A 15,629-nucleotide genomic window follows, 5' to 3' on the forward strand; every position below is an offset into this window, starting at 1 on the left:
ACCATATTCGTTATTGTGATATTATGAAAATGAATGAAATTGCCATATTAAATGCAATTCCTACAAAGTGTCGTATAGAGAACTCATGAAGTATGATACTCTTACAACACATACAGCACATATTAATAGTGACACTACTTCATTCGGTTATAAACTTCATACTTTAAGATCAGAAAAACTAATCTCAAAAAAAGAGATTATGACCTTATTAAATGTTTCAAAATCTACTGTTTCACGTTATGAAGCTGGACAAACTTATCCTTCAATCGAAGAAATAAATATACTGGCTAAGTACATGAATATAGCTCCAGAAAGACTTTATGATGACTATATCTATTTAATCATTCACTTTAAAGATGAAGTAAAAGCATTACGTGAACAATTAAGCTTATCTCGTAGTCAATTTGCTAAGCTCTTAAATATTCATGCTGCTAATACAATTCGTGAATGGGAAATAGGCAAACATTTACCTAATACCTCTATTATTAAAAAAATACTTCAATTAAAAAAATCCCCAAGGTAATCACTTCCTTGGGGATAAATTATTACATATAGTAACATTTCAGACGGTATTTTTATATGTATAACTGGATAGGTCCTAGAAATCTATCCAGTGATAGTTTTGCTGTTATCGCTAGAATTTTTTACTTTGGAATTGTTTCAGCCGAATACGTATATAACAATTCACTAGTCAACAATGTTCTTCATGAACGTGCTTTGGAACTACCAACCACCTATTACTAGTTTGTCCATGATGTAATTATATATGCAATCTTTAAAAAGTCTCTATTACAAATCCTTATATATTTGAATACATATTATTAACATCTCTAGTCCTCCACCTATAAGCATTCCTGAGAATAATAATGTTAGTGCTCTAGCTATATTCATATGCACACTTCCTTATTATTTAATAATGTGAAGTATTACCTATACATTATTAATTTATTCATAAAAATAAGGCCATATTCTCACGACCTTATCTAAAACTATTATTTTAATATGCTTATAGCAATATATAAATTTATTTTTACAAGAACTAACATATACAATCTATAATTATATTGAATAATAAAATTATAGATTGTATAATCTTATTATTCAATATAATAGGAGGTGTTTTATGTCTGACAATCTATGTTTATCCAAAAATGATTGTAATATTTTAAACCAACTAGGTATTCCTGTGATAGATGAGAATCGAAATTATTGGTTTCTTAGAACACAGGGTGGTACATATTTTGATGACTTCTTCTTTGGTAATTACATTGCTATAGAATGGGAAGAAATTAATGATATTGAGTTAATAAAAGATACTAGTAAATCTGAAGAACTTAAAAAGCTAGTTTTAGAAAAGTACCCTGACTGTAAACAACCTGGATCTGCAGTAGCAAATTTACAAAAATTCGTTATCTCATTTAAAAAAGGTGATATCGTAATTATCCCAAATGAACAATCAAAAATATTAGCATTTGGAGAAATATTATCTGATGAAGTTTATCTTTATGAGCAAGATCCTTTTGAAGCATTTCTTTCTGGAGATGAGGATAGTGGCAAAACATTATTGAGTAAACGACGTGATGTAAAATGGATTAAATATGTGAAGAGAACTGATTTAGACCCATACCTATATAAAATTATTTACTCTCACAATACTATTGTAGATGCTAATCCATATCAATCATTTATTGACCGTACACTTTATCAATTCTATATTAAAAATAATTCAGCCCACCTAACTTACAAGGTTCATAAAAAGACAAATATTCCTTATGCAGACATGCTTAGTTTTTTAAATACTTATAACCACCTTATCGATTACTTAAATAATAATTATCATGAATTAAATCTAGACATTAATGATATAATCCTAAAAATTAATGTCCAATCAAAAGGACCTATTGAATTCAAGGGAGCCGTTAAGAAAATGTTAATACTAGGTCTTGTTGGTTCTCTATTATTTGGTGGAAGTGTATCTATCAATATAAAAGAAGGTATTGATATTTCTACAGAAGGATTACCAGGATTATTAAACTCTATAGGTACATTTATAGACGGATTAAAATCAAATGAAGGTGACGAAGAACTCAAAAAACTTCAACAAGAAATTGATACTTTAAAGAATAATCTACAATTAGAAGCACCATCTGTATCTTATTCACAAACAATACAAACTGAAAATGAAATAAATCCTATATAAGAAGTAAGGCAGTCATAGGCTGTCTTATTTCTTATATAGGATTTATACTTATAAAAACTGCTATCAATATTAGACTAGTAACACTGCTGATTATATCATCTAAATAAAATGTATTAAAAAGTATTATGTTATTTAATCTAGTTATTTTACACATAAATTTAAATAAAAAGTATATTAAACTAAATATCAAGCAAAATATACTTATACTGCTTAAAATCTTATATAAAATCAGCATAGTCACTCCTCCTTTTATTAAATTATACTTTTCAAAAGCAATTTGTCAATATATATTATTAACAATGTAATAGTATGTTACACATATTTACCTAATAAAATCCGCCTTTGTTTTTGGATAAAAAAATAAAGCTAGAGCCTAAGCCCTAGCTATTTTAATTCCTTTTTTCTTTGTCTTGCTATCGTAAGTAACCTCTGCCCCAAGTATCTCAGCTATTTGTCGCATAGGCATGTATGTAATGCCATCTTTCATAATTACATCACATTGTACATTTGCACCATTTACATTAATCTCTTCCTGCTTAACCACTTCATCGCCCTCTTTCATTTTAATATCAACATCTTTCTTAAATGCATTCCATGCACTCTCATTTACAACATAATAGTGCGGACAATCCTTCTCTGTTATATCGTAGTGTCTCTCAACATCACTTAGAGGATTTAATTTATACTTAGTGCATAATTCTGCTACTAATTCAACAAGGCTCTTATAAGTAGCTTCTGCGAACTTACCACCCCAATCCGGATGGCACACCTCAATACCAATAGCGAAATTATTGTGGGAGTTGCCATGATAAGCTACTTCGTTAAGTGGTACACATTGAATGATTTCACCTTCAAGCCCTACAATATAATGGCTAGAAGCATATATGTACTTACCATAGGCATTTTTCTTGCCTTCTTTTAGACTTTCAAAATAATTTCTATTACTAATCGCTTTAGATCCTGCATTGCCTACCCAATGGATAGTAATCTTTTTGATAGCTCCTATGGCTGTACCTGGTCTTGAGTAGCTATTTTTTGTTAATAGTTTCTCCTGTATCTCCATCTTCATCCACACCCTCTTCTTTATCAAATAAATCATCTCTAACTTGCACAAGCTTATCAACTATCTTTTTAGGTACTGGTACACCTAAATCAACTGCATTTTCTAATAAGCTAATACCTTCATTACACGCTAAAAACATTACGAATATTTCCCTAACGGGAATATTATAAATACCTAAACCATTTTGTAGGCTATTAATAGCAGCTACACTTATAAGCATTACAACTTTTTTGCAAATACCTTTAAACCCTACTTCGCTAGATAAATTTTTATTGTAGATTCCTTTTATAAATCCTGTAACATAATCTAAGACAATAAGTACAATTAGCGTTTTAATAGTAGCATCCCACCCTCCCAATGCTCCGGCAACTGCTCCCATTACTACACCCATAACCACTGTAAAATCATTAACATATTTCATTACTTTCACTCCTCTTAAATCATTTATTAAACCCAGTACAAGATCTTGTTTCATGCTTAGTCTCCTTAGATGCTTAATTTAAGTTAAAATAGGCATAAAAAATACACCTACACGGTGTTCCTTTATGCCTTACAAATTATTCTTTTATTAAGCTTCTTCTATAGATTCTTTGTAGTTATATACAAGATCAAGAACTTCTTCTAACATAGCTGCATCATTTTCAGTGCTAGAAGATTTGCTAATAAGTTTATCTTCAAAGTAACATCTCTCTTGCATATCCCTACTAGCACATCGTGTAACAATGCGCCCCCATGCTGTTGTATCATCATACTTTTTAATAATCTCTTCAACATTAATTCCTTGTTCTAATAATGGTTTAACCATAATAAATCATCTCCTATTCAGCTTGTATTGATAATAATTGTGTTTCTAAATCTGATATTCTTGTTTGCAAAGATGTTAATACATCACTTGTAACAACCTGCTTCCAGCTACTCCATGTTTTATAATAAGTATCATAATCTCTATACCACATTTCATTAGATAAAGATTTCAATTCTTGCCTAAAATAGCATTCTGCTTCACCATAAGTTAATGGATAATTTCTTACACTAAACGATGGGATATTTGCATATGGTGTATTTAGACAAGTATACGATATAGCATTGCTACCAGTTACCCATTCATAATCCAATTCTTTTAAATTGTTTAAATCGGTATTTTGAGCAATTTCTATTCTTTTAATCCCATTTATTCTCCAAATACTCCATTTATATGCATCACCACTTTTTCTATATACTCTTGTGTATATATCACCAGTGTACCAGCTAATAAAACGCTGAATAATAACAGCTTCAGGAGATGGTAAAAATCCACCTGATTGCAAGTTGTAAACTTCAATTAAGCCATAGTCTGTTCCGCTAGGAATATTTATAAAGTTAAAGATAAATCTTTTGCAAGTATCCTTTAACTCATTAGCATCTCCACCATTTGATGCAAGAACATGTGGAATGCCTAATTTTTCAATATTGCTGTTTAAAACATTGATTTGTTCTTGTAACTTATCTGTATTATCAGAGCAAATTTTTATAGTACCATCACTAGCGCTTACGCCAACGCTGTATGTACCATCCTCATTATCTATAAAATACATATGCTTACCAGTTACCTTACTTGGTAGATTTGATTTTTTAACCTTATGTACCTGTATATCATTGGTGTATTTACTAAAATCATTAGTGCTTAAACTCATCTTGTTATTACCCCCTCACATATATAAGAACCATCAAGTGGTCGCATAAGTACACGATCACCAGTAGCTACTACTACATGTTTTAATACTGGGTAATATATTTCACTGGGGGTGCTCTGCCATGGAAAAAGCACTTTTATCTTTCCATCAGATTGAATTTCTTGAACAATAGCTTGTTCTGATTTACTCTGCTTAAATACCTTATTTGTATACTCTTGAGCACGTTGTAAAATAGATGCTGCATTCATATCGCTATGGCCTCCCTTCCACTATGTGTCATTGTTCGATTTTTAGATTCAATACGAATTGATGTACGTGTCAACTTTCCATTATACTTTTTATTTTTTAATGCTATGCAATCCATATAGCTCCATACAGGTATAATCATAGTATTAAATTTTACCTTCCTGTATCTAGTAGTATTTTCACTTGCCCAACGTTTCACTTTAGCTTGTAAGTCAATTAAACTTTCACAGTTATCAAACTGTGTTGCATCAGTACAAATTGACCGATGCATATTCACAGTACTTGTTGGGCTTTCACTATTACTATTAGTGTATGTATAATTAAGCATTTCACCATTTACATTATTACAATAGCCAATAAAGACATTTGGTACATCAAATGTATCAAAACTTTCTTCAAAGCTCTCCTCAATACATTGATTCTCATCATCTGTAAAATAAATCTCAATTTCTTTTTCAGTAGGCAGCACATATTCACTTGCATAAAAATAACCATCACCATCTACATCAAGTGATGTGAAATTTAATATATCGAGTAAATAATTAACAATTTCAAGATACTTTGTACCAATGGAAAACACCTTATCTTGTGTCATCAAACGTCCTGTCTTTGGAATGTTTACCTTATTCGTGCCAAGTAATCTTAATATTTCATCATCTATACTGGTACCTGCAAGTATAACATAATCTTGAAGGCACTTATCATCTTCATATATTTTTAGCTTACTATAAAGTTGCACACTTCTAGTATCGTAGGCATATTCACTACTATTACCATTACGTGTACAATCTGGTGAACACATTAAGTAAATACCAAGAGGGAAGTCAAATAAAGTATTATTAATCTCAATATGCATAATTATTTTTATTCTATCTGTCAGTAAATTAATCTGTGGATCATCATGCATAGATAAATTAATACTGCTCTTTAAAGAGGTAAAGGCATTATAGTCTAGCGTAAAACTTTCACAGTTATCTAAATCACGTATATACTCATCATTGTAATTTAATAGCTGATAGGTATACCATTCTGTCCTACCACTCTTCGTCAATAAATCGTAAAGGTCTTGATTCAGCTTCACTATAATCACCTTCCTTGTAATAAACTTCTGTAAGCGATAAATCTACAGTCGCATAAAATGTTTTTTCATCTGTAATACCTGTAATAGCAAGACTACAATAAGCTTTTGTGCCCTTATTATCTCTAAAAAGTACAACTCGTTCACTTGTAAGCTTTTCAAATTCAAGATAATCTTCCAGTGTTTTAAATGTCGTTGATAAACTAAATTGTCTATACTTTGTAAGTCCTCGTGTTTCTTTAGGTTTTTCACAACCACAATATACCACAAACTTCCTATCAACTAATAATGATGTACTTTTTTGTATGCCTGTCTCTTCCTTCGAATGTATCACATTAAAAGTTACATCTGTAAATGGTACCGAAAGTATATTTCCTTTAAAATTACACTGCATTTCCTTTATTAAACTATCTGTATAGCCTCCTACTGTTGTAATAGCCCTAACCTTATAATCGTATGTAATATTACTTGCACAAGCAAAATCCTTATACTCACCAATTCTTTCAATATCAGTTGCAATCTTTACCCATACATTAGACTCACGCCTATACACCTCATGATAACAAAAATTCACATCTTCTGGACTTTGAATATTAATTACAATACACGCTTGTTCAGTATCTGCATAAATATTAAATTCAGGTTGTGATAGTTCAGCAAAGTCAATATAAATTGTAGATGTTACCCATTCACTCCATAAATTATATTGGTTTTTAATTCTTAAACTTACTGCATAATAAGTATAATTGGTCAATGCTTCATTAACTTGATACATTTTATCATTACTATATATTTCTCCAGTATCTAATGTATCTATTTTTATCTGATATGAAAGTTGCTCACTAGATGACCATTTAATCAATGGGAAAGGTGTATTATAAGTTGACTCTATATTTAGTATTGGATTAGGTGGTGGACCATAAGCTGTAAATGTTACACTTCGTGTCGTAGATGTCTCATAGTAAGCACATACATATTTGGCCACAATTTCAATTGTAACAGTTCCACTAGAAAATACATTTGCTATTACTGTAGCTTTACGTTCTGTCGTTCCACTAAATGTAAATTTATTTATATTATTTTGATAAACATTCATTACAAAACTTGTAATATTCGTACCTGTAAATTCAATATCTATTGGATTAGTTAATAGCTTTAAAACACCATTAGGCTCAATAGCAATAATTTGTGGTACTGTTTGTATCAAATCTACTGTTTGAATATCTTCTATGCTATTACCACTACCATAACCAACAATCTTAAATTGTGTTGTCCCAGAGTTTGAAAATGTTCCAATTGGAAATGTACATGTTGTCTCACTTGTTCCAGTAATTTTACTTACAATAATATTATTTTGAATTGCCTGCACTTCCCATGTTTCAATATCCTCTGCTTCCCATGTACAAACAATATTGCTATCAATACTACTACCACTTATAGTAAAATTAGATATTTTAGGCTCAATATATTCAATCTCAATATATGGAGGATTTTTACTTATATTATCTCCAAAATATAGTACTGGGAATTGTGAATAAAAATCAAATTTATAGCTTAACTCTTTGGTAGTATAATACTTATCAATATTGCTGGCATTAGGTGTAATAGCCGTATACTCTTTATTATTGAATGATGGCGTTCTATCTATACCTTCACCAATAACATTACAATAGTACCCTGCCCCATTAGCATATCCAAGAGCAAGATAAACATTTAATGATTTTATTAAATAGCTATTTATTTCACTAGGAATAGTAAAATGAACATCTGTATATGTTTTATAATCTACCCTAAAAGTATTACTTACCTCATTGCCTTCTGCATTACCATCCGATTGCGTACACCTGTCAGCATATATTTTTAATGTACTTGTTGCCATACGTCCACTCCTATCCCATCTGAATCATCCTCGTATCTTCAAAACTTTGTTGCTTAATAACTTTATTAAGATTAGCAACTTCTCCAACTAACGTACTAAGTAATGCCTCAGTTGCACCATTATTAAGTAGCTGAGTTGTTTGATTATTATTAATTACACTTGCACCACGACTTAAATTAATAAGCTCTGGTCCCTTTTCACCAACTAAAGCAAGTCCACCAGGATGAAATTTTGTACCACTTGCATACGCTGGAATGCTACCACTATTACTTGATGAGCTACTACTAAATACATTCTTCATAGTATTAGATAACTTTTCCCATAGGCTAAGACGTTTCTTAGCTTCCTCTTGAGTTGCCTTTGTAATTTTTTCTTCTGCCTCTTTATTCAATTTAATTCTAGCTGTAGTAGCCTTTTCCTCAGCTGCTAATAAGTTGGCATACTTGCTCTCTTCAGCAGCCTTATTTCGTGCAATTTCTTGATTAAGCCTTTCTTCATACTGTTGCATTCTAATTGCATTTTGCTTCTTTTGTTCAAGTGTTTCATTTTTATAACGTTCAGTTATCTTCTTTTCGTATTCTGATAGCTTTTCATTTTTATACTCCTCATAAGCTTCATCCAAAGCAGATAAGTTATTATTATAAGCATCTGCTTTTAATTTAAGTGAGTTATAGTGTTCATCTGTGAGATCTTGAATTGCACTGTACATATTTGAAAAAATTCCTCTATTTTCTTCACAACCAGATTCAATAGCACTATTAATGTCACTTTCTCCATCCCTAGCTATAGCTGCCATAGCTTCGTTATGGGTTACACCATCTTTTTCAATATCTGAGTTTGCTTTCCCAAATATGCTCTTTATTTTATCTGCTGCACCTTCAAAATCTCCTGTCAGTAAATCAATTCCTGCTTCAACGACCTTTATAAGTGGGGTTAAAACAGAACTAATTACATTACCTAATCCTTGGAATATCTTAACTATACCATTGGCCATTCCTTGTAAATTTTCAAGACTCGCCCCTAATAATTTTTCAACTAAATAAAAAACTGGTTCAAGTACTGTAAATACTGTATCAGAAATAACACTAAAAGCAGATACAAACATATTTGCAAATGGTTCTATAAGGCCAGTGATACTTGAAAGTATCTTTCCTAAATGGTTCCATATCTTTTCACTTACACCTAAAAAGGCATCATATATCTTAAGAAATGATTTTTCAATAGGCTCAAAAATGCTATAAATACTTAATTTAATACTTTCAAACTTACCAGAAATCATTTCCTTTAATCCATCAACATTGTCAATCATAGTTGATGACATATTATTAGCTACACCTGCACTATTATAAATTGCCTCTGATAGCTTATTAAAATCTTTTTCACCTGCATTGACAACTGCAAGTAATCCTGACATACCTTCTTTCCCTGATATTGATTCAGCATTCATTGCTTTTTCAGCATCTGTCATATTACTAAAAGCTTTTCTAAGGTCAGCAATTACATCACCTAACTCACGCATTGTACCATCTGCATTTTCTGTTGCAATTGTAACTTCTCCCATTGATTCAGAAGCAAGGTGAAGACCACCAGGCATTTGGGTAAACATTCTTCTAAGTGCAGTACCTGCTGTTGATGCTTTTACTCCTGAATTAGCCATTAAGCCAATAGCTATTGAACAATCTTCCATGCTATACCCTAATGCACCAGCTACAGGTCCTGCATAACTCATAGCTTCACCAAGCTGAGCAACATTAGTATTACTATTTGACATTGCAGCACTAAATACATCAGCCATCCTTCCTGCTTGATCTGTTCCTTCCCCTAGTGCTGTCAATGCATCTGTTACAATATCTGATACAGTTGCAAGTTCTTCACCAGAAGCAGCTGCTAAATTAAGAATACCCGGCATACCTGAAGCCATATCATTAAGTTTCCAACCTGCAAGTGCAGCATACTCTAAAGCTTTAGCCGCCTCAGTAGAGCTATATACACTTGCTGCTCCAAGTTCTACTGCTAAATCACGTAACTCTTTTCCTTGTGCACCCGTCATGCCACTAATAGCTTGCACTCGTGACACCTGTGCTGAAAAAGCATCACCAGTTGTAAAAATAGACTTTGTAAAATCAGCAAGTGCTTGTACAGTTTTTTGAATACCTGCTGTTACTAACTCTACAAATTTGGTTGTAAGTCCTGATACTGCACCACCTAATACAGCAGCTGCACCTGCGCCACCACCCATAAGTGTTCCTACGTCCCCAAGACTTACACCAAACACTTTAGTTTCTTTAGCTGCTCCAATAATATTATCTTTAAAGTTTCCAAATGAGCTACTATTACTTCCCATATTATTTAACTTATCATCTGCTTGTGCTGCACTATTTTTCATTGCTTCCATTGCTGCTTGTGTGTCTTTTAATTCACCTTCAAATCTATTAAGTCCAGCAACTGCATTATTATAAGCAATGGTTTGATTATCAATTCTAGCTGAAGTTTGACGAATACTTGTTTCATTCTTTGTGTACTGTGATTCTAAATTCTTAAGTTCCTTTTCTAGCGTCTTTGTAGCATCTGCTTCTTTACCAAGTGTTTCAACACTATTTTCATATGCCTTTTTAGCTTCTTCAACTTTAGTCTTAAGTTCTTGATTCGATGAAACTAAATTGGCCATAACATCTTTGGTACCATCTAACCTTTTCTTATAAGCTTCTACAATGTTCCCTTGTGTTTGAATAGCCTTATTAAGATATTCACTTTTAGATCCTAACCCATCTAATGAGTTTTCAAAGTTCTTATTACCTGCAACTGCTGCTTTAAATTCACTTTGAAGTACTTTCATTTCACGATTCATAGCATTAATACCCTCTTGAAATGAACCGTTTTCCATAGCGAGTTTAACAACTAATCCTGCTGCTTCATCAGCCATATTACACCTCCTTTACAAGCAAAAAGGTGCATATAGACTAAATTTCATCTATATACACCCTTTTATAATTGTTATTTGAAACATATTGCATAATATCAAAGTAATATCCTATATCCATCTCATCAATTTCATTTAACTTATACCCCTGTTGAATAAGCGCTACATAAATGTCTTTCACTACATCTTCAGGGGGCTTATCATTGTGTGTCTTCACTTCCTCCATCATTTACACGCTGAAGTGCACCAAGAACAGTATCTACAATAGTAGTCATAACATCTCGTGCATCAATACCATCCCAGAACTGGTCTACAGTAAACTGTTTACCATATGTATTTACAACCAACATAACAAGTCCATCAATCTCTTCATCTGTTAACTTATCACTATTTTGTAACATACTCTGTGCTTTTACTGCTTCTCTAAAAACACGACCTGGAATAAAGTCTGATATAAATTCTTTATCTTCATTCTCAATTCTAAGTACAATTCTCATCCAATATTTCCCCCTTGTTACTCAGTTACTGACTGGGTTTCTTCATCAAATTCTAATTCATAAGGCTTATTAAAATATGATTGTTGTTTTGCTTCTGTAAATAATGTATTTGTCGTATCTCTTTCATCTTCCCATACTTCATCACGCTTTCTACGCATAGCAGTACCATTAATTGTAGGCGTTTGAAATTCCAATTTTTCGCCTTTGGTTTTATGTGATTCATCTGGAAGTGTAAATTTAACTTTTGTAAGCCATTTAAAGCGATAACCACCTTTTGAAAGTCTAGATTTAAATCCAATTGCTACATAAGGTGCTTGGTCTGTGCCTTTCTTTACAGCCCCACCAAACTTAGAATATGTATGCCCAAGTAAATCGCATTTAACTTCAGTTGGAATATCTTTTACTTGGAATGCAATAGTAGCCTTACTAAATTCACTTACTGATTCATCAAGTCCATCATCTGCATATAATTCTGCAACATCTACACTTGGTTGAATGCTCATATCAATAGCACCAGCTAATGTTTTAACTTCTTCTGAATATGTTTCTGCTTCTTCATCTGTCATAATACAATATACAACATCTTTTAAACCTACAATTGCCATATTATTTCTCCTCCTCATAAATAAACTCTAATGTTTTATTTAAAACATTATCTTCATATAAATCAGGTCCATGTGAACCAATCCCAAAACCTGCTGCCTTTAGCTTTTCTTCTATAAGTTTTACATACTTTTCTTTAAACCACGGCTTTGTTGTAATCAAATCAATATCAATATAATGTGTACGACTATCCCACTCATCATCACTATGATTATCTATTGTATTAGATGTTTCAGAATAAATAATATAAGGATCAGTCTTATCTTCTCTGGCTTCTAAATAGTCAGCTGTAATATCAAGTTCAGAAAGTGCCTTTTCAATTAGTTCATTCATTGTTTAAAAAGCTCCTCTCTAAAAACTTCTTTTTCAGCTTCAAGTACTTCTACTTTCTTATTCCGAAGTGCTGGGCGCATAAAAGGAAACTTCCTTTTCTTCTTACCAATAGGCCCATATTCAAGATAATAGGGGATGTTACCTCTTTTACGTTTCACATCCCCTACCCATATTTTCTTTACACCTTTTTCAGTACGCACACCACTTTTCATTAATGATTCTTGTGTAGCACCTGTATCAACATTAACTGTACGTTGTTGCTCCTTAAGTACAATGTCAGCACCTTTATTCAATGCTTTATTTTGTACCTTTTCAATATTCTTACCTGCGTTTTCAATAGTTTTCATTAAACTATCTAAGCCTTCAATATCTAAGCTCATTTAATCACCTCACACACTAAGTCAATGAACGTATTATTCTCTTCTATATTTTCTACCTGCCTAATATTAAATGTTTTTCCTCTGTACAGTACACGCATATCCTCATCAATATTTACATCAGTATATGCAATCTTAATAAGAATCTTTGAAGTGGCTACCTCTGTACCTCGTTTAAATGTTTCATCTCCAGTTATTGTACGAATATACGCTTTACATTGATGTACATTGTACCATTGCTTAACTGGGAAACCATTAATACGTTCTTCACCAATCACACGCTGGATAATAATTGGTTTATCAAGCTTACCAAGTGGTTTATTAAGCATCAGTTCTAACATGCCATATTCAGACGATACGGAGTAAACTGGATAGATTTCATCATCAAATAAAATACTTTCATTCACATGAGGTACGCTATCTATTTCTAATTCATTGATATAGATAAGCTTTTCTGCTGTAAATGTACCATCATAATATTTCTTTGCAATATCTGATAACTTATCATCATCAATAATGCACCGCACAGACTTATCGCCAATACGGTGCATTTCTGCAAGCTCATCTAAATTAAAAAATACATTTTGAACATCTTGATTAATAATATCCTTCAACATGCTCTCCACCTACTCTTTAGCTATAGATTTTTTAGAACCTCTAGTAGTTTTAGGCTTTTCTTCTTTTTCATTCTTATCTTGTTGCGTTTCATCTTCAGCATCTTCCTCTTTATCATAAGCATTAAAAGATGTTACTTCTTCATCTCCTTTCTGACTTTCAATATCAAAGGTTGCATTACCATTTGCAATAAGTAATTCTTCATAGTTAGGATCAAAATAAGCAATACCTGGTTCATAAATTACGCCTTTGTAATTTACTGATACAAATAATTTAACCACAGCTTATCACCTACCCTATTTTAATTTGTGCCTTAGCAGTAGCACTTGCCTTAGGTTGTACCACATATCCCATCACCACAGTTAAACTACCTTTTGTTTTAGTTGCTTTGTTTGATTCATCCAAATAAACAGTATCACCTACACTAAAGACTTCAGTAGTTAAGGCATCTACTTCAAAGACACCTTCCATACGAATACCACCTGTTTGACCTGGTGCAATACTTTCCATAGCAACTGCAACACGTGTGCCAATTGTTACAATGTCACCATATAAAATAGTTGTTGTACCTGTATTCTTATAGTCTATAATCTTACCATCTTGAATAAAATTCGCCATCTTAGGCACCTCCTGTATAAATATTTATAAAATAAAAAAGCACCTTAAAAGTGCTTAATTACCGCCATTTTTATAAAGTCCTCTAAAGTCAAGAACATCTACACCATAATCCATATAAATACGCCATTCCATACCTAAGTAATCAAAACCAATTCTACTTTCAAGTTTAGGCATTGCATCGCCATTTAAGTATGACACCATAATAGTATCAATATCAGCTGGTGATGCTGCTAAATACCATGCATTACCTTCTAGTTCTGCATCCACTACAATATCAAGTGCATTTTTAAATACATTGGTTACATTAGCATTGTTTTGTGATGGATCTGCAATTGAGTTCATAAGTCTCATTGCTTCTACTTCTTTATCAGGGCTAACAATTAAAAATTTAGGTTGAATATTTAACTTTTCAATACCCCTTAAGTTGGTTTGTTTACGCATTGCTGCTTTAGCAACTGCAAGTGTTTCAACTGTAATTGCACCGCCTGTTTGAGCTAAATTATTATGGTCTGAAGAAAATAATTCTTTTCCATCATAAATAGCAGCATTAGCTTTAAGAATATCATAAACCAACTTATTGATACCTCTTACAGATGAACGTACATAAGCTTGTGGGATTCTTACTAAAATGCCTAAGTCATCATTTACCATAGCTTGTCGTGTAAAACCAAACTTTTTACCATATGTTGCAATAGAACGTGTGGCTTTACTATCGCTCATTTCATCAAATTTGAATTCACCTGTTTGTGTCATCTTCTCAAGGTTTCCACCCTCACTAATTTGATAATGTGTAGCACCTTTAAAGTCTGTTACACTACCTACACCAGTCCAAGCTTGATATGTAGTTGATTGTGCGTTATAAGCTGTTGCCATTGATTTATTTACTGTATCACTTAAAATAGCACCAAATTGGCTATCAGGTGATAAAGCACGCCTTAATAACTCATCATCATTTAAACGTTGTGCATTTGAGACACCTGCTCTTTGTGCACATTCAATTGCAAGGTCACGAATACGCATGCCTCTTAAATCCCTAGCCCCCTCTGCAGGCTTTACAAGTGTAATACCACCTCTCATCAGAATAGCATCACTGGCAGCACTTCTAAATTTATCAGCTTCATCTGTAGTTATTTTAATGCCTGAGTTAGTAGGTGAGCCATTTTCCATAAAGCGTTTCAGTAACTCTTTATTTACTTCTTCTACAGATGTGCCTCTTTCAATAAATTCATTAGCACTAATATCAATACCTCTTTCAGCTGCTGTTTCACAAATCTTATAAATACTAGAAATACGTTGTCTTTCTTCTAACATGGCACGTTGTTGTGAATCGTTAGGATTAGGATCTAAACCAGTATTACCTTCCTCATTAGCAATCTCTTGTCTTAAAGTCTCAATATTTCTTTGTAAATTATCAAATTCAGCTTGCTCTGCAGGTGTTAAATCTCTTTTACCGTCTTTTGCTGCATTAATAAGTAATTCTTGCATTCTTACCATCTGTTGTAACATTTCTTTTTTACCCATTTTTAG

Annotated in this window: 19 protein-coding genes; 2 read left to right on the top strand and 17 right to left on the bottom strand. The window is 32.4% G+C overall.

The window, feature by feature from the left end; all coding sequences use genetic code 11:
- The first annotated feature begins 85 nt into the window (after positions 1-85).
- Positions 86-523, top strand: a complete 438-nt coding sequence (locus AC1VAQ_RS15590; RefSeq protein ID WP_479904129.1) for a helix-turn-helix domain-containing protein — start codon at positions 86-88, stop codon at positions 521-523.
- A gap of 600 nt (positions 524-1,123) precedes the next feature.
- A complete protein-coding gene (locus AC1VAQ_RS15595) occupies positions 1,124-2,200 on the top strand; it encodes a hypothetical protein (protein WP_479904130.1) in 1,077 nt (358 codons plus the stop codon).
- A 373-nt stretch (positions 2,201-2,573) separates the two neighbouring features.
- On the opposite strand, the gene AC1VAQ_RS15600 is transcribed toward AC1VAQ_RS15595, so the two are convergent.
- From AC1VAQ_RS15600 to AC1VAQ_RS15680, 17 genes are all read right to left on the bottom strand, one after another.
- Positions 2,574-3,269 (bottom strand): N-acetylmuramoyl-L-alanine amidase, encoded by a 696-nt coding sequence (locus tag AC1VAQ_RS15600; RefSeq protein WP_479904131.1) that lies wholly within the window; start codon positions 3,267-3,269, stop codon positions 2,574-2,576.
- Complete coding sequence (locus AC1VAQ_RS15605; RefSeq protein ID WP_479904132.1) at positions 3,229-3,738, bottom strand: phage holin family protein; 510 nt, start codon at positions 3,736-3,738, stop codon at positions 3,229-3,231. Before AC1VAQ_RS15605 ends, AC1VAQ_RS15600 begins: the two co-directional genes overlap by 41 nt.
- 93 nt (positions 3,739-3,831) lie before the next feature.
- Positions 3,832-4,068, bottom strand: a complete 237-nt coding sequence (locus AC1VAQ_RS15610; protein ID WP_479904133.1) for a hypothetical protein — start codon at positions 4,066-4,068, stop codon at positions 3,832-3,834.
- A gap of 13 nt (positions 4,069-4,081) precedes the next feature.
- Positions 4,082-4,936, bottom strand: coding sequence for a hypothetical protein (locus tag AC1VAQ_RS15615; protein WP_479904134.1), 855 nt, complete (start codon positions 4,934-4,936; stop codon positions 4,082-4,084).
- A complete protein-coding gene (locus AC1VAQ_RS15620) occupies positions 4,933-5,184 on the bottom strand; it encodes a hypothetical protein (RefSeq protein ID WP_479904135.1) in 252 nt (83 codons plus the stop codon). Before AC1VAQ_RS15620 ends, AC1VAQ_RS15615 begins: the two co-directional genes overlap by 4 nt.
- Complete coding sequence (locus AC1VAQ_RS15625; protein ID WP_479904136.1) at positions 5,181-6,263, bottom strand: hypothetical protein; 1,083 nt, start codon at positions 6,261-6,263, stop codon at positions 5,181-5,183. Before AC1VAQ_RS15625 ends, AC1VAQ_RS15620 begins: the two co-directional genes overlap by 4 nt.
- Positions 6,217-8,139 carry a hypothetical protein gene (locus AC1VAQ_RS15630; protein ID WP_479904137.1) on the bottom strand — a complete coding sequence of 641 codons (1,923 nt, stop codon included), beginning with the start codon at positions 8,137-8,139 and terminating at the stop codon, positions 6,217-6,219. Before AC1VAQ_RS15630 ends, AC1VAQ_RS15625 begins: the two co-directional genes overlap by 47 nt.
- Before the next feature lie 10 nt (positions 8,140-8,149).
- Entirely contained in the window at positions 8,150-11,062 is a 2,913-nt protein-coding gene (locus AC1VAQ_RS15635) for a phage tail tape measure protein (RefSeq protein ID WP_479904138.1), read from the bottom strand.
- Positions 11,063-11,099: 37 nt separating this feature from the next.
- On the bottom strand, positions 11,100-11,285 hold the full coding sequence (locus AC1VAQ_RS15640) for a hypothetical protein (RefSeq protein WP_479904139.1): 186 nt from the start codon (positions 11,283-11,285) through the stop codon (positions 11,100-11,102).
- Entirely contained in the window at positions 11,260-11,556 is a 297-nt protein-coding gene (gene gpG / locus AC1VAQ_RS15645; RefSeq protein ID WP_479904140.1) for a phage tail assembly chaperone G, read from the bottom strand. Before gpG ends, AC1VAQ_RS15640 begins: the two co-directional genes overlap by 26 nt.
- A gap of 17 nt (positions 11,557-11,573) precedes the next feature.
- The gene (locus AC1VAQ_RS15650) at positions 11,574-12,161 is read right to left on the bottom strand and encodes a major tail protein (RefSeq protein ID WP_479904141.1); all 588 of its coding nucleotides are present in this window, start codon (positions 12,159-12,161) and stop codon (positions 11,574-11,576) included.
- A gap of 1 nt (position 12,162) precedes the next feature.
- Positions 12,163-12,492 carry a hypothetical protein gene (locus AC1VAQ_RS15655; RefSeq protein ID WP_479904142.1) on the bottom strand — a complete coding sequence of 110 codons (330 nt, stop codon included), beginning with the start codon at positions 12,490-12,492 and terminating at the stop codon, positions 12,163-12,165.
- Positions 12,489-12,872 (bottom strand): HK97-gp10 family putative phage morphogenesis protein, encoded by a 384-nt coding sequence (locus AC1VAQ_RS15660; RefSeq protein WP_479904143.1) that lies wholly within the window; start codon positions 12,870-12,872, stop codon positions 12,489-12,491. The genes AC1VAQ_RS15655 and AC1VAQ_RS15660 overlap by 4 nt, the downstream gene beginning before the upstream one ends.
- On the bottom strand, positions 12,869-13,486 hold the full coding sequence (locus AC1VAQ_RS15665) for a phage head closure protein (protein ID WP_479904144.1): 618 nt from the start codon (positions 13,484-13,486) through the stop codon (positions 12,869-12,871). Before AC1VAQ_RS15665 ends, AC1VAQ_RS15660 begins: the two co-directional genes overlap by 4 nt.
- A 9-nt stretch (positions 13,487-13,495) precedes the next feature.
- On the bottom strand, positions 13,496-13,765 hold the full coding sequence (locus AC1VAQ_RS15670) for a hypothetical protein (RefSeq protein ID WP_479904145.1): 270 nt from the start codon (positions 13,763-13,765) through the stop codon (positions 13,496-13,498).
- A 10-nt stretch (positions 13,766-13,775) separates the two neighbouring features.
- On the bottom strand, positions 13,776-14,102 hold the full coding sequence (locus AC1VAQ_RS15675) for a DUF2190 family protein (RefSeq protein ID WP_479904146.1): 327 nt from the start codon (positions 14,100-14,102) through the stop codon (positions 13,776-13,778).
- A gap of 54 nt (positions 14,103-14,156) precedes the next feature.
- Entirely contained in the window at positions 14,157-15,623 is a 1,467-nt protein-coding gene (locus tag AC1VAQ_RS15680; RefSeq protein ID WP_479904147.1) for a phage major capsid protein, read from the bottom strand.
- Positions 15,624-15,629 lie beyond the last annotated feature (6 nt).

It is taken from the genome of Cellulosilyticum sp. (assembly GCF_982396655.1).